At 60.9% G+C, this 17,815-nt stretch carries 15 protein-coding genes; 10 read left to right on the top strand and 5 right to left on the bottom strand.

Annotated elements, in window-relative coordinates; genetic code table 11:
- Window positions 1-1,110 (bottom strand): GTP-binding protein (locus ACIPOO_RS27050; protein WP_400611109.1); only part of this gene is annotated, 1,110 nt, incomplete at its 3' end.
- A gap of 141 nt (window positions 1,111-1,251) precedes the next feature.
- On the bottom strand, window positions 1,252-2,706 hold the full coding sequence (thiI, locus tag ACIPOO_RS27045) for a tRNA uracil 4-sulfurtransferase ThiI (protein WP_400611107.1): 1,455 nt from the start codon (window positions 2,704-2,706) through the stop codon (window positions 1,252-1,254).
- A gap of 331 nt (window positions 2,707-3,037) precedes the next feature.
- Between thiI and glnA the strand changes: the two genes are divergently transcribed.
- The 6 genes from glnA to ntrC all read left to right on the top strand — a co-directional run bounded on the left by glnA (window position 3,038) and on the right by ntrC (window position 9,297).
- Window positions 3,038-4,444: a glutamate--ammonia ligase gene (gene glnA, locus ACIPOO_RS27040; RefSeq protein ID WP_274135166.1), complete on the top strand. Its 1,407-nt coding sequence runs from the start codon at window positions 3,038-3,040 to the stop codon at window positions 4,442-4,444.
- A 194-nt stretch (window positions 4,445-4,638) separates the two neighbouring features.
- Complete coding sequence (locus tag ACIPOO_RS27035) at window positions 4,639-5,199, top strand: chorismate mutase (RefSeq protein ID WP_400611105.1); 561 nt, start codon at window positions 4,639-4,641, stop codon at window positions 5,197-5,199.
- A gap of 119 nt (window positions 5,200-5,318) precedes the next feature.
- The gene (locus ACIPOO_RS27030; protein WP_400611103.1) at window positions 5,319-5,843 is read left to right on the top strand and encodes a DUF4124 domain-containing protein; all 525 of its coding nucleotides are present in this window, start codon (window positions 5,319-5,321) and stop codon (window positions 5,841-5,843) included.
- The gene (locus ACIPOO_RS27025) at window positions 5,827-6,471 is read left to right on the top strand and encodes a DUF4124 domain-containing protein (RefSeq protein WP_400611101.1); all 645 of its coding nucleotides are present in this window, start codon (window positions 5,827-5,829) and stop codon (window positions 6,469-6,471) included. Before ACIPOO_RS27030 ends, ACIPOO_RS27025 begins: the two co-directional genes overlap by 17 nt.
- 307 nt (window positions 6,472-6,778) lie before the next feature.
- A complete protein-coding gene (gene glnL / locus ACIPOO_RS27020) occupies window positions 6,779-7,864 on the top strand; it encodes a nitrogen regulation protein NR(II) (RefSeq protein WP_274135162.1) in 1,086 nt (361 codons plus the stop codon).
- Window positions 7,861-9,297: a nitrogen regulation protein NR(I) gene (gene ntrC, locus ACIPOO_RS27015; RefSeq protein ID WP_274135160.1), complete on the top strand. Its 1,437-nt coding sequence runs from the start codon at window positions 7,861-7,863 to the stop codon at window positions 9,295-9,297. The genes glnL and ntrC overlap by 4 nt, the downstream gene beginning before the upstream one ends.
- A gap of 126 nt (window positions 9,298-9,423) precedes the next feature.
- Here ntrC and mgrA read toward each other — a convergent pair whose 3' ends face one another.
- Window positions 9,424-10,461, bottom strand: a complete 1,038-nt coding sequence (gene mgrA / locus ACIPOO_RS27010) for an L-glyceraldehyde 3-phosphate reductase (RefSeq protein WP_400611098.1) — start codon at window positions 10,459-10,461, stop codon at window positions 9,424-9,426.
- Window positions 10,462-10,592: 131 nt separating this feature from the next.
- Between mgrA and ACIPOO_RS27005 the strand changes: the two genes are divergently transcribed.
- Window positions 10,593-11,417 (top strand): LysR family transcriptional regulator, encoded by an 825-nt coding sequence (locus ACIPOO_RS27005; protein ID WP_400611096.1) that lies wholly within the window; start codon window positions 10,593-10,595, stop codon window positions 11,415-11,417.
- Window positions 11,418-11,526: 109 nt separating this feature from the next.
- On the opposite strand, the gene betT is transcribed toward ACIPOO_RS27005, so the two are convergent.
- Window positions 11,527-13,521, bottom strand: a complete 1,995-nt coding sequence (gene betT, locus ACIPOO_RS27000; protein ID WP_400611094.1) for a choline transporter BetT — start codon at window positions 13,519-13,521, stop codon at window positions 11,527-11,529.
- A 353-nt stretch (window positions 13,522-13,874) separates the two neighbouring features.
- Window positions 13,875-14,837, bottom strand: coding sequence for a serine O-acetyltransferase EpsC (epsC, locus tag ACIPOO_RS26995; protein ID WP_400611092.1), 963 nt, complete (start codon window positions 14,835-14,837; stop codon window positions 13,875-13,877).
- A gap of 200 nt (window positions 14,838-15,037) precedes the next feature.
- Here epsC and ACIPOO_RS26990 point away from each other — a divergent pair, with 200 nt between their 5' ends.
- The 3 genes from ACIPOO_RS26990 to tcyL all read left to right on the top strand — a co-directional run bounded on the left by ACIPOO_RS26990 (window position 15,038) and on the right by tcyL (window position 17,814).
- Window positions 15,038-16,036, top strand: a complete 999-nt coding sequence (locus tag ACIPOO_RS26990; protein ID WP_400611090.1) for a D-cysteine desulfhydrase — start codon at window positions 15,038-15,040, stop codon at window positions 16,034-16,036.
- Window positions 16,037-16,351: 315 nt separating this feature from the next.
- Entirely contained in the window at window positions 16,352-17,149 is a 798-nt protein-coding gene (gene tcyJ / locus ACIPOO_RS26985; protein ID WP_400611088.1) for a cystine ABC transporter substrate-binding protein, read from the top strand.
- A complete protein-coding gene (gene tcyL / locus ACIPOO_RS26980; RefSeq protein WP_274134193.1) occupies window positions 17,146-17,814 on the top strand; it encodes a cystine ABC transporter permease in 669 nt (222 codons plus the stop codon). The genes tcyJ and tcyL overlap by 4 nt, the downstream gene beginning before the upstream one ends.
- The last annotated feature ends 1 nt before the right edge of the window (window position 17,815 follow it).

Below are 17,815 nucleotides of genomic sequence, written 5' to 3'. Positions count from 1 at the left end.
GATCAGTACCGAGAGGTGCAGCTCACCACGGCCGGAGACTTTGAACTTGTCGGCGGTGTCGCCTTCTTCAACGCGCAGGGCAACGTTGTACAGCAGCTCTTTGTCCAGACGGTCCTTGATGTTACGGGACGTCACGAACTTGCCTTCCTTACCGCAGAATGGCGAGTCGTTGACCTGGAAGGTCATGGAAACGGTTGGCTCGTCAACGGTCAGAGGCTTCATCGCCTCGACGGTGTTGATGTCGCACAGGGTGTCGGAGATGAACAGCTCGTCGAAACCGCTGATGCAGACGATGTCGCCGGCAGCTGCTTCTTCAACGTCCACGCGGTGCAGGCCGTGGTGACCCATCAGCTTCAGGATACGACCGTTGCGGCGCTTGCCGTCAGCGGTGATCGCGACAACCGGAGTGTTCGGCTTGACGCGACCACGAGCGATACGGCCAACACCGATAACACCCAGGAAGCTGTTGTAGTCCAGAGCGGAGATCTGCATCTGGAACGGGCCGTCACGGTCAACGGCTGGCGCTGGAACGTGGTCGACAACCGCCTGGTACAGCGCGGTCATGTCTTCGCCCATTTCGGTGTGGTCCAGACCGGCAATGCCGTTCAGGGCCGAGGCGTAGACGACTTTGAAGTCCAGCTGTTCGTCGGTGGCACCCAGGTTGTCGAACAGGTCGAAGATCTGGTCCAGAACCCAGTCAGGACGCGCGCCCGGACGGTCAACCTTGTTGATCACGACGATCGGCTTCAGACCGGCTTCGAAAGCCTTCTTGGTCACGAAACGGGTTTGCGGCATAGGGCCGTCTTGAGCGTCGACCAGCAGCAGAACGGAGTCGACCATCGACATCACGCGCTCTACTTCACCGCCGAAGTCGGCGTGGCCAGGGGTGTCGACGATGTTGATGTGGTAGCCATTCCAGTTGATCGCGGTGTTCTTCGCGAGAATGGTAATACCGCGCTCTTTTTCCTGGTCGTTGGAGTCCATCACGCGTTCGTCGTTGAGCTCGTTGCGCTCAAGAGTGCCGGACTGACGCAGGAGCTTGTCGACGAGGGTAGTCTTACCATGGTCAACGTGAGCAATGATGGCGATGTTACGTAGATTTTCGATCACTTGTGTATCTCGATCAGAGGATTCGGTGAGCTGACTGATTGTAGCCAGCTATGAAAGCGAACAACCGGCGAAAGCCGTTACGGCTGACGACTGGTGTCGGGGGGCCGGTGACGCAAGCCACAGGCAAACAGCCCCGGGCACTTAGCTCGGTCGATAAACGCGCACATTGGCATGCCCCTCACTGAGCAGATGGTGAGCATGCAGGCGACTCATGACGCCTTTGTCGCAATAGAGCAGGTACTGGCGCGTGTCATCCAGTTCCTTGAAACGGCTGTTCAATGCAAAGAACGGCAGCGTTTGTACTTCGATGCCTGCCAGCTCCAGCGGGCGGTCTTCGGCTTCATCCGGGTGACGGATGTCGATGACCACTTGTCCGGCCAGGGCCTGGCTGACTTCCTCGACCTGGACGTCCTGGCCCAACTCCTCGATCACGCGGTCGATGGGCACCAGACGGGCGTTTTCGAGCGCACGCTCGAGCACGGCCATGTCGAACTCTTTTTCTTCATGCTCGACGCGGTGGCGCTTGGCTGCCGTTTTCGGGTTCACCGAAATCACGCCGCAGTATTCAGGCATGTGGCGGGCAAAAGCGCCGGTGCCGATCTGATCGGCTTCATCGATGATGTCCTGCTTGTGACTGGCGATCAGCGGGCGCAAGACCAGCTTCTCCGTCACGCAATCGATGACCGACAGGTTGGGCAGCGTCTGGCTGGACACCTGGGAAATCGCCTCGCCGGTGACCAGCGCGTCGATTTCCAGCCGGTCGGCAATATTGGTCGCAGCGCGCAACATCATACGCTTCAATACTACGCCCATATGACTGTTATCGACTTTTCCGAGAATTTCTCCCAGAACTTCCTCGAACGGTACGCTGACGAACAGCACACGCTGGGAACTGCCGTACTTCTTCCAGATGAAATGCGCGACTTCCATCACGCCCAGCTCATGGGCCCTGCCGCCCAGGTTGAAGAAGCAGAAGTGGCTCATCAGGCCGCGGCGCATCACGTGGTAAGCCGCAACCGTGGAGTCGAAACCGCCGGACATCAGTACCAGGGTCTGCTCCAGCGAGCCCAGCGGGTAACCGCCGATGCTGTTGTGCTGGCTGTGGATCACGTACAGGCGCTGGTCGCGGACTTCGATCCGCACCTCGACCTCGGGGTCCTTGAGGGAGATGCCGGCCGCACCGCACTCGCGACGCAGCTTGCTGCCCACGTAGCGCTCGACGTCCATGGAGCTGAAGTCATGGTGGCCGCCGCGCTTGCAGCGTACCGAGAAAATCTTGCCGGGCAGGGCATCGCCGAAATGCAGTTTGCACTTCTCATAGATGTCGTCCATGTCGCCCAGCGGGTACTGATCGACCTGCAGGAAATGCGCGATGCCGGGCATGCAGCTCAGGCGCTCGGTCATTTCGTGCAAAATTTTCGCGTCCTCGACCTTGGTTTCGACCTCGAGGTTGTCCCACACGCCATCGACCACCAGCGCCGGGTCCAGATCACGGAGCACGGTGCGGATGTTCTTGGCCAGCTGCTTGATGAAGCGCTTGCGTACAGGCCGGCTTTTGATGGTGATTTCCGGGAAAACTTTAACGATTAGTTTCATGAAAACAGCGCGCGAGGTGCCGGTCGAAAAAGGGGGGCGCGGATTATAGCGGAAATTGCTCAAGGTTTGACCAACTATCTCACAGCCGATCATCAGCGCACCAAAATGGCACTGTATACAATCCATGAGCACCAATAAGGTGCATCGATTTTCACAATTGCGACGTTTAACGCCCTAAAACAGGTGGTTTTCGCGGAAAAACCCATGACGGGGCACTGGCATGCAAATTGCTCCCTTGTGAGGCAGGTTGCCTTGGCCGACTATTCGCGCCCGGCATCACCCAAATTTAAGGGCCCACAACTACCCGCCCTAATCCACCCCGGAGGACAACATGTCGAAGTCGGTTCAACTCATCAAAGATCATGACGTTAAGTGGATTGATCTGCGCTTCACGGACACCAAAGGTACTCAGCACCACGTGACCATGCCTGCTCGCGATGCGCTGGAAGATGACTTCTTTGAAGTCGGCAAAATGTTCGACGGTTCGTCCATCTCCGGCTGGAAAGGCATCGAAGCCTCCGACATGATCCTGCTGCCAGACGACGAAACTGCCGTTCTGGACCCGTTCACCGAAGAGCCGACCCTGATCCTGGTTTGCGACATCATCGAACCTTCGACCATGCAAGGTTACGACCGCGACCCACGCGCCATCGCTCACCGCGCCGAAGAGTACCTGAAGACCACCGGTATCGGTGACACCGTATTCGCAGGCCCAGAGCCAGAATTCTTCATCTTCGACGAAGTGAAGTTCAAGTCCGACATCTCCGGCTCCATGTTCAAGATCTTCTCCGAACAAGGCTCCTGGATGTCCGACGCTGACATCGAAGGCGGCAACAAAGGCCACCGTCCAGGCGTCAAGGGTGGTTACTTCCCAGTTCCTCCGTTCGACCACGACCACGAAATCCGCACCGCAATGTGCAACGCCCTGGAAGAAATGGGCCAGGTCGTCGAAGTTCACCACCACGAAGTGGCAACCGCTGGCCAGAACGAAATCGGCACCCGCTTCAACACCCTGGTGAAGAAGGCTGACGAAGTTCAGACGCTGAAGTACGTTGTTCACAACGTTGCCGACGCTTACGGCCGCACCGCTACCTTCATGCCTAAGCCTCTGTACGGCGACAACGGCTCGGGTATGCACGTTCACATGTCCATCGCCAAAGATGGCAAGAATACCTTCGCTGGCGAAGGCTATGCCGGCCTGTCCGACACCGCTCTGTACTTCATCGGCGGTATCATCAAGCACGGTAAGGCACTGAACGGCTTCACCAACCCGTCGACCAACTCCTACAAGCGTCTGGTCCCAGGTTTCGAAGCTCCAGTAATGCTGGCCTACTCGGCTCGCAACCGTTCCGCCTCGATCCGCATTCCTTACGTCTCCAGCCCACGTGGCCGTCGTATCGAAGCTCGCTTCCCGGATCCGGCTGCCAACCCATACCTGGCTTTCGCAGCTCTGCTGATGGCCGGCCTGGACGGTATCCAGAACAAGATCCACCCAGGCGATGCTGCTGACAAAAACCTGTATGACCTGCCGCCTGAAGAGGCCAAAGAGATCCCACAAGTTTGCGGCAGCCTGAAAGAAGCCCTGGAAGAGCTGGACAAAGGCCGTGCGTTCCTGACCAAGGGCGGCGTTTTCAGCGACGACTTCATCGATGCCTACATCGCTCTGAAATCGGAAGAAGAAATCAAGGTTCGTACTTTCGTACACCCACTGGAATACGAGCTGTACTACAGCTGCTGATCCGGTGACGCTGGCGCAAGCCGCGTGATTTGAAAGAGGCCTCCTTCGGGAGGCCTTTTTTATGCCCGCGATTTTGTCCGCAGCATAAAACGCGGTATCAAAGGCAATATCCTGATACCGCACACTCACCGAATGATCAGGGAATAATCGCCAGCACGGCCCGACACGCTTCCCACACCAAGAAGGACCCCGACATGTTCAAGCCCATTGCCTACATCCTCACGACCCTGGTCCTGATCTCAGGCTGCGCCACGGCGACGTCCCCCGCGCCTGCAGCGCTGCGCCCCCTGATCGATGCCCTGGGCCAGCGGGCGGAAGTGGCCAACGATGTCGCGCTGAGCAAGTGGTACAGCGGCAAGGAGGTGCAGGACAGCGAGCGCGAGCAGCAGGTGATTCTCAATGCCGAAAATCAGGCCACGGCCTACGGTTTGGCCAAGGACGATGTACGTCGCTTCATGACCGCGCAAATCGAAGCCAACAAGCAGGTGCAGTACGCCCGCATCGCCCAGTGGCACGCGACCGCCCAGGTTCCCGCCGAGCCTGCCGCCAGCGCCTTTCAAGGTATTCGCGCCCGCCTCGACACCCTGCAACCGGTGATGATGCAGAAGTACGCAGCCTTTCTGCCCTGGCAACATGACGCCGCCTGCCCGGACTGGGTACAGGCGGAAATACACCGTCACACATCCGACCCGATCATCGTGACCGCAATGCAGACCGCCACGGCTACCCTGTGCAGTGCACCCGGCAAAGCCTGAGTCCAGGCTCGCCGCGAATGACACGATCGCCACGCTTTGCTCTATGCTGGCGCCTGTGCCGCGCGTCGTACGTGCGCGGCACAACCAGTCGTTCTCCTGATCGTGGTACTGGAGCAGTCATGCGTCAAAGCCTTGCCCTTTTGCTGCTGTTTTTAGCCTTGCCCGCCGTCGCGCAGATCTACAAGTACACCGACGCCAACGGCAACACGGCGTACACCAATCAGCCGCCCGATGGCATCAAGGCCCAGACGGTGGATCTGCCGCCGCTCAACAGCGTGCCCACCAACACGCCCCCGGCCCCGTCCGGTGCGCCTGCGCCACAGGGCCAGGCACCGCAGAACACAGCGGCCTATCAGGTGCTCGCCTTGACCGACCTGCCCACCGAGGAGGCGCTTCGGGCCAACAACGGCAACTTCACCGTTGGCGTGGCGATTCAGCCGCGCCTGCAACAGGGCCATCTGCTGCAACTGATCATCGACGGCAAGCCTTACGGCCAGCCGACCAACGTGCCGCGCATGCAGGTGATGGAAATCGACCGTGGCGAACACAGCCTCTCGGTGGCAGTACTCCAGGGCAACCAGGCGATCCAGCAAAGCCAGACCATCAACCTGACAGTGCAGCGGGTCCATGTCGGCAAGCCTTGATGTGAAGCGATTCGGAACAGTCCTCGTCTGCCTGCTGATGCTCTGCTGCCAACTGGCCGTAGCCGATGTGTACACCTACGTCGATGCCGAGGGGAACCGGGTCTACACCGATCAGCCCCACCGTGGCGCGAAGAAGGTCGATATCGCCCCCAGCAACCAGATCAAGGCTGCCCCCAAGGCCCCTCGCCAGGCAGCCAGCAGCAAACAGCAACCCGGGCCGCTGTTTCGTTACCAGTTGCTGCGCATTCTCGCCCCGGAACCGGACAGCACCATCCGGGACATCCAGGGCAACCTGATCGTGACCGTCACCAACGATCCCGAACTGCAACCTCGCCACACCTACCGCCTCTTGCTGGACGGCAAGACCTTCAGCGAGCAGGGACGCAGCCCGGTGTTCCCGATGACCAACATCGACCGCGGCACCCACCAGTTGTCCATCGAAATCGTCGACGAGTTTGGCCGGGTGGTCGAGCGCACTCCCAATCAACCTTTTCACATGATGCGCATCTCACTGGCGCAGAAACGTCTGGCTCAACCGTGCAAGACGGACGACTACGGCGTGCGCCCCGAATGCCCGCTCAAGGACAAGCCGCCAGAAGAGAAAAGCAGCATCCTGCCTTTTTTCTAATGGCGCCCTTTTCAGGGTCTAAGCTCCAAAATGGTGCATAAGCTGAACGAACGACCTGACCAAAACACCATTTTGGGTCACAAATTGCGCCGCTCGGCCGCCCACTCGATCAAACGGTGCAGAAAAGGCCCGAAATGACTCGGCCAACGCTTCTTTTCGGAGCTTGGTTTGGTTTTTGCATTTTCCAGCGAATATGCGAGGAATACGCCCCTGAATCAGTGGCTTTTCCACGCTGGCCAAGACCAACCAGAGCCTGCACTTTCGGGCTTGCCCCAGTGCGATGTGCCAAAAGAGGTCAACGAGATTCATGACTATCAGCGATACGTTGCACCGACTGCTGCTCGACAACCTGACCACTGCCACGATTCTGCTCAATTCGGATCTGCGCCTTGAGTACATGAACCCGGCTGCCGAAATGCTGCTCGCCATCAGTGGCCAGCGCAGCCATGGGCAGTTCATCAGCGAGCTGTTCACCGAATCCGCCGAAGCCTTGAGTTCGCTGCGTCAGGCGGTGGAGCAAGCCCATCCGTTCACCAAGCGCGAGGCAATGCTGACCGCGCTGACCGGCCAGACGCTGACGGTCGATTACGCCGTGACGCCGATCCTGTCCCAGGGCGAAACCCTGCTGTTGCTGGAAGTCCACCCTCGTGACCGCCTGCTGCGGATCACCAAGGAAGAGGCACAACTGTCCAAGCAGGAAACCACCAAGATGCTGGTGCGTGGCCTGGCTCACGAAATAAAGAACCCGCTGGGCGGGATTCGCGGCGCGGCACAACTGCTGTCCCGCGAGCTGCCCGATGAGGGCCTGAAGGACTACACCAACGTCATCATCGAAGAGGCCGACCGCCTGCGTAATCTGGTCGACCGCATGCTGGGTTCGAACAAGCTGCCTTCGCTGGCGATGACCAACGTCCACGAGGTGCTGGAGCGCGTCTGCAGCCTGGTGGAGGCCGAAAGCCAGGGCTGCATCACTTTGGTGCGCGATTATGACCCAAGCATTCCTGATGTATTGATCGACCGCGAGCAGATGATCCAGGCCGTGCTCAACATCGTGCGCAACGCGATGCAGGCCATCAGCGGGCAGAACGAGCTGCGCCTGGGCCGCATCAGCCTGCGCACCCGGGCCATGCGCCAGTTCACCATCGGCCACGTGCGCCATCGCCTGGTGAGCAAGATCGAGATCATCGACAACGGCCCCGGCATTCCCCAGGAACTTCAGGAAACCATTTTCTACCCAATGGTCAGCGGCCGCCCGGACGGTACCGGGCTGGGCCTTGCCATCACCCAGAACATTATCAGTCAGCACCAGGGGCTGATCGAGTGTGACAGCCATCCTGGCCACACCACTTTCTCGATCTTCCTGCCGCTGGAACAAGGAGCAGCTTCGACATGAGCCGTAGTGAAACTGTCTGGATCGTCGATGACGACCGTTCCATCCGCTGGGTACTGGAAAAGGCCTTGCAGCAAGAAGGCATGACCACGCAGAGCTTCGACAGCGCCGATGGCGTGATGAGCCGCCTGGCGCGCCAGCAGCCGGATGTCATCATCTCCGACATTCGCATGCCCGGCGCCAGCGGCCTGGATCTGCTGGCGCGCATCCGCGAACAGCACCCGCGCCTGCCGGTCATCATCATGACGGCGCATTCGGACCTGGACAGCGCGGTGGCGTCCTATCAAGGCGGCGCCTTCGAATACCTGCCCAAGCCGTTCGACGTCGATGAAGCGGTGGCGCTGGTCAAGCGCGCCAACCAGCACGCCCAGGAACAACAGGGCATGGACGTTGCGCCAACCCTGACCCGCACCCCGGAAATCATCGGCGAAGCGCCGGCGATGCAGGAAGTGTTTCGCGCCATCGGCCGCCTGAGCCACTCCAACATCACCGTGCTGATCAACGGTGAATCCGGCACTGGTAAAGAGCTGGTGGCCCATGCGCTGCATCGCCACAGCCCGCGTTCGGCCTCGCCTTTCATCGCCCTGAACATGGCGGCGATTCCGAAAGACCTGATGGAATCCGAGCTGTTCGGTCACGAAAAAGGCGCGTTCACCGGCGCTGCCAACCTGCGTCGCGGCCGTTTCGAACAGGCCGATGGCGGCACGCTATTCCTCGATGAAATCGGCGACATGCCGGCCGACACCCAGACCCGCCTGCTGCGCGTCCTGGCTGACGGCGAGTTCTATCGCGTGGGCGGCCATGTGCCGGTCAAAGTGGACGTGCGCATCATCGCCGCGACTCACCAGAATCTGGAAACCCTGGTGCAGGCCGGCAAATTCCGTGAGGACTTGTTTCACCGCCTCAACGTGATCCGCATCCACATCCCGCGCCTGTCGGACCGTCGCGAAGACATCCCGACCCTGGCCAAGCACTTCCTCAGCCGCGCCGCGCAGGAACTGGCGGTAGAGCCCAAGCTGCTCAAGGCCGAGACCGAGGAATACCTCAAGCACCTGCCATGGCCAGGCAACGTGCGCCAGCTGGAAAACACCTGCCGCTGGATCACGGTGATGGCGTCGGGTCGCGAAGTGCACATCAGCGACCTGCCACCTGAACTGCTTAGCCTGCCCCAAGACGCAGCGCCAGTGACCAACTGGGAGCAAGCACTGCGTCAATGGGCCGACCAGGCGCTGGCCCGCGGGCAGTCAAGCCTGCTGGACAGCGCCGTGCCGACCTTCGAACGCATCATGATCGAGACAGCTCTCAAGCACACCGCAGGCCGCCGTCGCGACGCCGCCGTGCTGCTGGGCTGGGGCCGCAACACCTTGACCCGCAAGATCAAGGAGCTGGGCATGAAGATCGATGGTGGGGATGATGATGAAGGGGATGAGGGTTAACCGTCTCTAACAAACGCCACCGAACTGTAGGAGCGCGCTTGCCCGCGATTGCGGTGTGCCTGTCACGGATATGGTGGCTGACACAACGCTGTCGCGGGCAAGCGCGCTCCTACAGGCGTAGGTGCCTCACTCCGCCAACGACGGCCTGGCCCACAGGTTGATCCCGCCTTCCTGCGCGAACCGGTCGATCTCGGCCAGTTCTTCCTGGCTGAACACCAGGTTATCCAGCGCGCCCACGTTCTCGATGATCTGCTCCGGACGGCTCGCACCGATCAGCGCCGAGGTGACGCGAGGGTCGCGCAGAGTCCAGGCCAGGGCCATCTGTGCCAGGCTCTGGCCGCGACGCTTGGCGATCTCGTTCAACGCCCGCACATGTTCGATGTTCTGCTCCGACAAGTGCGAAGCCTGCAGCGAACCTCCGCCCGGACGATTGACCCGCGCATCCTTCGGAATGCCGTTCAGGTACTTGTCCGACAGCAGCCCCTGTGCCAGCGCCGTGAACGCAATCACCCCCGAGCCCAGCTCGTCGGTGGTGTCCAGCAAGTCCTTCTCCACCCAGCGGTTGAGCATGTTGTACGCCGGTTGGTGAATCAGCAGCGGCACTTTCCATTCTTTCAGAAGCCCTGCGATTTCCCGCGTCTTGGCGCCCGAGTAGGAAGAGATACCGATGTACAGCGCCTTGCCCTGCTGCACGGCGGTGGCCAGCGCGCCTGCGGTTTCTTCCAGCGGGGTGTCCGGGTCGAAGCGATGCGAATAAAAGATATCCACATAGTCCAGGCCCATGCGCGCAAGGCTCTGATCCAGGCTTGCCAGCACGTATTTGCGCGAGCCGCCGCCCTGGCCGTACGGGCCTGGCCACATGTCCCAGCCGGCCTTGGTGGAGATAATCAGCTCGTCGCGGTACTGCTTGAAGTCTTCCTTGAGCAGACGCCCGAAGTTGATTTCGGCGCTGCCATAGGGCGGGCCGTAGTTGTTGGCGAGGTCGAAGTGGTTGATGCCCAGATCGAACGCCGTACGCAGCATGGCGCGCTGGGTGTCCAGCGGCGTGCTGTCGCCGAAGTTGTGCCACAGGCCCATGGACAGCGCCGGCAGTACCAGGCCGCTGCGGCCTACGCGGCGATAGGGCACGCGCTCATAGCGGTTTTCGGCAGCGATATAGGTCATACGGTCCTCTCTTCTGTATCTGAACGGATCAGCGATAAGAAACGCCAATGGATAAGCAGTGAAGCGAGTATATTCAGCCCTCGCTTACGCTGAAAAATGCTTTATTCCTCTGGCTGACATCGGTTCTTGATATGGATATTCGCCAACTCAATGCGTTCATCGCGGTGTTCGAAGAACGCAACATCACTTCGGCCGCCCAACGCCTGTTCACCAGCCAGCCCACGCTGTCGGTCACCATTCGCCAGCTGGAAGAGGCACTGGGCACGACGCTGTTCGAGCGCATGCCACGGGGCGTGGAAGTCACCGACGACGCGCGCACGCTGTACCCGCAGGCCCGTCGATTGCTGGCCGAAGCCCAGGCGCTGAGCAATCAGTTTCGTCAGCGCAATGACCGGTTGCTGCTGGGGATCGGGGTCGAGGGCGATATCGCCGCCAGTCATCTGGAAGCGTTTCTGGAGATGGCCTACCGGGTGGTGCCCAATCTGCAACTGACCCTGCAGGACGGTTGCAGCGGCGATGCGCGGCTGTCGGTGGAAGAGGATTGCTGCGAAGACGAGCTGTTTCTGCCGCTCTGGGAAGAGACTTTCGTGCTGGCGCTGCCCGCTGACCATGCCCTTGCTGGACGCGCCGAGTTGAGCGAGGCCGATCTGCTGGATGTGCAGTGGATTACCTGCCCCTCGCATCCGTCTCATCAGCGCTTGATGGAGTTCTACACCCGCAGCGCCGTACCGGTGGCTGCGGTGGCAGGTTCGTTGACTCTGGCGTTGCGGCTGGTCGCAGCGGGTGCGGGGCTGGCGATGCTGCCGGCGTCGATGCTCAACGCGCATCAGGGGGTCGTCACCCTCCCCGCGCCGATCCCCAACCTCATTCGCCGAGTCGGGCTGTGCTACGCGGCACAAGCCCTCGACACCCCGGCGTTGACGTTGCTGCATGGGCATCTGCAAACCCGCAGCTAACGCACCTGTAGGAGCGCGCTTGCCCGCGACAAGGTTGTGTCAGCCAATATATCCATGACCGACACACCGCAATCGCGGGCAAGCGCGCTCCTACAGTAGCTAGCCAGGCCTATCGCACCAAATGCAAAAACTGCATATGCCGCTCGTACTGATCGAGGATGTCGTTGATGACCTGCTCTTTGGTGTAACCCACCAGGTCGTAATCCTGGCTGCCCTCGCTCAGGTGCACCTCGGCGCGGTAGTAGCGGCGGTTGTTCAGTTGTTTCGAGCCCATCCCCGCACGGGCGAACGACGGCGTGAAATACCCGCGCATCGCCACCTGGTAGATGAATGGCCGCTCTTCGCCGTGGCCGATTTCCAGGCTGACGGTGTGGGTGACCGGGTCGGGCTGGGCGATGACGCTCAGGCCTTTCTCGACGAACACTGCCGTCACCTCTTCGATGGCCGGGCGCACCGTCTGGTCGAGGAAGCGATAGACCTCGTCCCGGGACGGAAAATGCACCGCCTGGCTCAACCGCTGACGCCAGCCGCCACGACGTGATCCGGACACCGGCGCCAGCGAATACAACTGCGCGATCTGCCGCTGGGACTCCATGTAAAAGGCCTTGTGCAGCCCCCACATCATCGTCAGCAGAATCAGCGAGAACGGCAGCGAGGTCAGCACCACCGCCGACTTCAGCGCATCGATGCTGCCGGAGAACAACAAGCCGCTGGTAATCAGCGCCGTCATCACGCCCCAGAACACCCGCAGCCATTTCGGCCCGTCTTCGTCCGGGCTGCCGCCTTTGGCCGACAACGTGGACAGCACCACGGTGCCGGAGTCTGCCGAGGTAACGAAGAACACGAAGCTGATGAACACCGTGACCGCGATGACGGTCTTGCTCCACGGGTAATTTTCCAGCATCAGGTACAAGGCCATGGACGGGTCGTCGATGGCCGCCTGCCCCAGCGCCGTCATGCCGTGATTGAGCAACTGGTCGATGGCGCTGTTGCCGAAGATCGACATCCACGCCAGGGTGAACCCGAGCGGGATCAGCAGCACGCCGAAGACAAACTCGCGAATCGTCCGGCCCCGGGAAATACGCGCGATGAACAGGCCCACGAACGGCGACCAGGCGATCCACCAGGCCCAGTAGAACACCGTCCAGTCACCCAGCCAGGCGCTGGGACCGTCATAGGCGTACACATCGAAACTCTTGACCGGCAACGCCCCGAGGTAATCACCGATGTTCTGCACCAGGGTGTTGAGCAAATGCTGGGTGGGACCTGCGAACAACACGAACAGCAGCAGCGCGCAGGCCAGCAGCATGTTGATGTCGGACATGACGCGCACGCCCTTGTCGACACCGGCCACCGCCACCAGGATCGCCGCGCCCATCATCAGGGTGATGAGTCCGACCTGAATCCACTGGGTATGGGGCACGCCGAACAGGTAATCCAGCCCCGAATTCAGGTGCAGCACGCCAAAACCCATGTCGGCGCCCAGGCCGAAGATGGTGGCGATGATGCCGAAGCCGTCCACCGCATAACCGATGGGCCCGTTGATGCGCTTGCCGATCAGTGGGTACAGCGCCGAACGCAGCGCCAGCGGCAGGTTGTGGCGATAGGCGAAGTACGCCAGCGCCATGCCGACGAACGCAAACACACCCCAGCCGTGCAAGCCCCAGTGCAGAAACAGCAACTGCATGGCCTGACGTGCAGCCTCGGTGGTGCCGCCTGCGCCTTGTGGCGGTTGCTGCAAATGAGTCAGCGGCTCGGACACGCAAAAGAAAAACAGCGTGATGCTGATCCCGGCGGCGAACAGCATGCCGGCCCATGACAGGTAGCTGAACTCCGGTTCGTCATGATCGGCACCGAGCTTGATCTTCCCGTAACCGGAAAACGCCGTGACGATCACGAACAGCAGGTACAGGGTCATGGCCAGCATGTAGTACCAGCCGACGGTATTGGCCGCCCAGTTCTGCGCAGCGAGCAGCCACTGGCCTGCGGCCTCGGGGAAGCTGATGACCACCAGCCCGAAGATCAGGATGAAGGACGCAGCGAAGTAGAAAACGGGGGCATTCATGCGGACCGGCGCGCTGTTCTGCGCGTTCGGAACACTCATGCGGCCACCGTTGCGAAGGTGGAAGAAACGTTCATGCAAGGCTGATGCGGCAAGGGTAGGCCTCCTGTTGTGAGGGCAGCGAACCACCGGTTTAACTTGATTGAACGTTCAATTAAAGCACGGATAGGGGGTGGAGGACCAATTGGAGGGACTGACGGGTACACATGAGACCCGTCGCACCACGTCCATGTAGGAGCGCGCTTGCCCGCGAAGGCGTTGTGTCAGCCACCATATCCATGTCAGACACACCGCCGTCGCGGGCAAGCGCGCTCCTACAGGCGGTCTTCGACGCGGAGCGTCACATGATGGTTACCACGCAGAGCGTGGGAACCATCAAAAGATCAGCGAGGGATTTACTTCTGCGTCCCGTCATCATGCTGCAGGTTCGCCTGGTTGACGTTGCTGCCCGCCGGTACGCCGCGGGTCAGCCAGACGTTACCGCCGATGGTCGAGCCCTGGCCGATGGTGATGCGTCCCAGAATGGTCGCCCCGGCATAAATCACCACGTCATCTTCCACAATCGGATGGCGCGCATGGCCCTTCTGCAACTGGCCGTCTTCATCGGCCGGGAACCGTTTGGCGCCCAGGGTCACGGCCTGATAAATCCGCACGCGCTCGCCGATGATCGCCGTCTCGCCGATCACCACACCGGTGCCGTGATCGATGAAGAAGCTCGGGCCGATCCTGGCCCCAGGGTGGATGTCGATACCGGTGGCCGAGTGCGCCAGCTCCGAGCTGATCCGCGCCAGCAGCGGCAGGCCGTTGAGGTACAGGTGGTGGGCCAGGCGGTGATGAATGATCGCCAGAATGCCCGGGTAGCACAGCAACACCTCATCGACACTGCGCGCCGCCGGGTCACCGTGATAGGCGGCCAGCACGTCGGTATCGAGAATCCGGCGGATGCCCGGCAGCGCACTGGCGAAATCCTGAATCAGCCGCTCGGCGTGCACGTCGGCGCAACTGGCGTCTTCGCCACGCTGGCGAGCGACATAACGCAGCTCAAGGCGCGCCTGGGCCAGCAGGGAATTGAGCGCCACGTCCAGGGTGTGGCCCACGTAGAAGTCTTCGCTTTCCTCGCGCAGATCAACCGGCCCCAGACGCATCGGGAACAACGCACCACACAAGGCTTCCAGGATGTCGCGCAGGGCTTCGCGCGAAGGCAGCTCGCGGCCGCCCTTCTCGCCACTGATGCGGCCGTTGCTGGTGCGCCAGTCATCACGTGCGGCGCGCAACTCACCAACGATCCGCTGCAATTGCCAATGGCCGGTCACGCCCTGGGCACAGTCTTGCGGGGACAGTTCAGGAATAGTGCTCACGCAGATTTCTCCTCAGTTCGACGGCTCGTCAGGCTGGACATGGCCGAAGGTTGGATCACTCTACGGCAATCATTCAGGGCAAAAAAATAACAATTTTCGTGAGGTCATAACCCGCAGTCATCAGCGATCGGTCAGGTTGCCCTGCAGGAAGGGTCTGCCTATAGTCCAGCGACTCACTCGCAAGACGTACCGACATCATCATGATCAAACAACAGCTCGACCGCTTCAATCGCCTGGAACTGCTGGGCGCGCCAACGCCACTTGAAAAGCTCGAGCGCCTGTCGGCCTGGGCCGGCCGCGACATCTATGTGAAGCGCGACGACATCACGCCGCTGGCGATGGGCGGCAACAAGCTGCGCAAGCTCGAATACCTGGCTGCCGATGCGCAGGCGTTGGGCGCCGACACGCTGATCACCGCAGGCGCGATCCAGTCCAACCACGTTCGCCAGACCGCGGCACTGGCCGCCAAATTGGGTCTGGGTTGCGTTGCGCTGCTGGAAAATCCGATCGCCACGGATGACAGCAACTACCTGGGCAACGGCAACCGCCTGCTGCTGGATCTGTTCGACGCCAAGGTCGAGCTGGTGGAAAACCTGGACAACGCCGACGAGCTGCTCCAGGCCCTGGCCGCGCGCTTGCAGGCCAGCGGCAAGAAGCCGTACCTGGTGCCCATCGGTGGCTCCAATGCGCTGGGGGCCCTGGGTTATGTGCGGGCAGGCTTCGAGCTGGCCGAGCAGATCGAGGCCACAGGCGTTGATTTCGCTGCCGTGGTGCTCGCCTCCGGCAGCGCAGGCACCCACAGCGGTCTGGCGCTGGCGCTGGCCGAAGCCTTGCCGCAGTTGCCGGTGATTGGCGTGACGGTCTCGCGCCCGGAAGAAACCCAGGCACCCAAGGTTCAGGGCCTGGCCGAGCGTACCGTGGAACTGCTGGGCACATCGCTGCCCCAGGCGTTCAAGGTGCAACTGTGGGACGAGTATTACGGCCCGCGTTATGGCGAGCCCAACGCCGGCACGCTGGCGGCGGTCAAGCTGCTGGCCAGCCAGGAAGGCCTGTTGCTGGACCCGGTGTACACCGGCAAGGCCATGGCCGGGCTGCTGGATGGCATCGGCCGCCACCGCCTGGACGACGGCCCGGTGATCTTCCTGCACACCGGCGGCGCGCCTGCGCTGTTTGCGTACCCGGATGTGTTTTCGGGCTGATCAGCACCCCGTAGCAGCACGGCTTGCCGGCGGGCGCGGTGGGTCAATCGATACTGCATTGCCTGACACGACGCCCCCGCCGGCAAGCCGTGCTGCTACGGGAAGGTGTCGTGTCACCTGGTTGCGCAAAGTTCTATATTCAAAAACAAGATAAGCGATTCATTTTTAATTATTTTTAATCCTAACCAACGCCTCATATGATTCACGCCAGCACCCGCCAAGCGCGCTAAAAAAGCTGGATAAACACGCGGTGCCACAGTAGTTTCGTCAGGTCTGACGCTAACCTGACATACCAATTAAAAACAGGGGACTCACATGAACATGTCTGCTATCCGTCGTACCTTCCTGCTATCGGCTCTGGGTCTGGTGCTGGGCACCGGCCTGGTGACTCAGGCCGTCGCTGGCGAGCAACTGGCGACCATCAAAAAGAACGGCACCCTCAACGTCGGCCTGGAAGGCACCTACCCGCCTTTCAGCTTCGTGGGTGAAGACGGCAAGCTGACCGGTTTTGAGGTCGAGTTCTCTGAAGCGCTGGCCAAGGAGCTGGGCGTCAAGGTCAAGCTGAGCGCCACCCCATGGGCCGGCATCCTGGCAGCGCTGGAATCCAAGCGTCTGGATGTTGTGGTCAACCAGGTGACCATCTCCGACGAGCGCAAGAAGAAATACGACTTCTCCGAACCCTACACCGTCTCGGGTATCCAGGCGCTGGTGCAGAAGAAGGACGAAAACAAGTTCCCGACGCCCAAGGACCTGGATAACAAGAAGGTCGGCGTGGGCCTGGGTACCAACTATGAGCAGTGGCTCAAGGAAAACGTGCCGGGCGCCGTCGTCAAGACCTACGACGATGATCCAACCAAGTACCAGGACCTGAAAGTCGGCCGTATCGACGCCATCCTGGTTGACCGCCTGGCGGCACTGGACCTGATCACCAAGACCAAGGACAACCTGGCCATCTCCGGCCCCGCGTTCTCCCGTCAGGAAGCCGGTATCGCACTGCGCAAGGGCGAGCCTGAGCTGCTGGAAGCCCTGAACAAGGCCATCGACAAACTGCGCGCCGACGGCACCCTGGCCAAGCTGTCCGAGAAGTACTTCAAGGCTGACGTGACCAAATGATTTCAGAGAGCATTCAGCTCGCGCTGGACTCCGCGCCCTTTCTACTCAAGGGCGCGTACTACACCGTTGGCTTGAGCCTGGGCGGAATGTTTTTCGGATTGGTGCTGGGCTTCGGCCTGGCACTGATGCGTCTGTCCAAGGTCTGGATCATCAGCGCCATCGCCCGGGTCTACGTGTCGTTCTTTCGCGGCACGCCCCTGCTGGTGCAGCTATTCGTGATCTATTACGGCCTGCCTGACCTGGGCATCGAACTGGATGCCATCAGCGCAGCCTTGATCGGTCTGTCGTTGAACATGGCTGCCTACGCCTGCGAAATCCTGCGTTCGGCCATCGGTGCCGTGGACAAGGGCCAATGGGAAGCGGCCGCCAGTATCGGCATGACCCGTGCCCAGACCATGCGCCGGGCGATCCTGCCGCAGGCTGCACGCACGGCATTGCCGCCGTTGGGCAACAGCTTCATTTCGCTGGTCAAGGACACGGCCATGGCCGCCACCATCCAGGTGCCGGAAGTGTTCCGCCAGGCGCAGTTGATCTCTTCCAGAACCCTGGAAGTCTTCACCATGTACATCACCGTTGCGTTGATCTACTGGGTACTGTGCAGTGTGCTCGCGCACTTCCAGAACCGTCTTGAATCGCGGGTCAACCGCCATGATCAGGAGTCCTGAG

This window comes from Pseudomonas sp. NPDC090201, from assembly GCF_044746825.1.
Taxonomy (GTDB): domain Bacteria; phylum Pseudomonadota; class Gammaproteobacteria; order Pseudomonadales; family Pseudomonadaceae; genus Aquipseudomonas; species Aquipseudomonas putida_AD.
The sequence above is the reverse complement of the archived record's forward strand: the minus strand, read 5'-3'. Positions and strand labels throughout refer to the sequence as shown.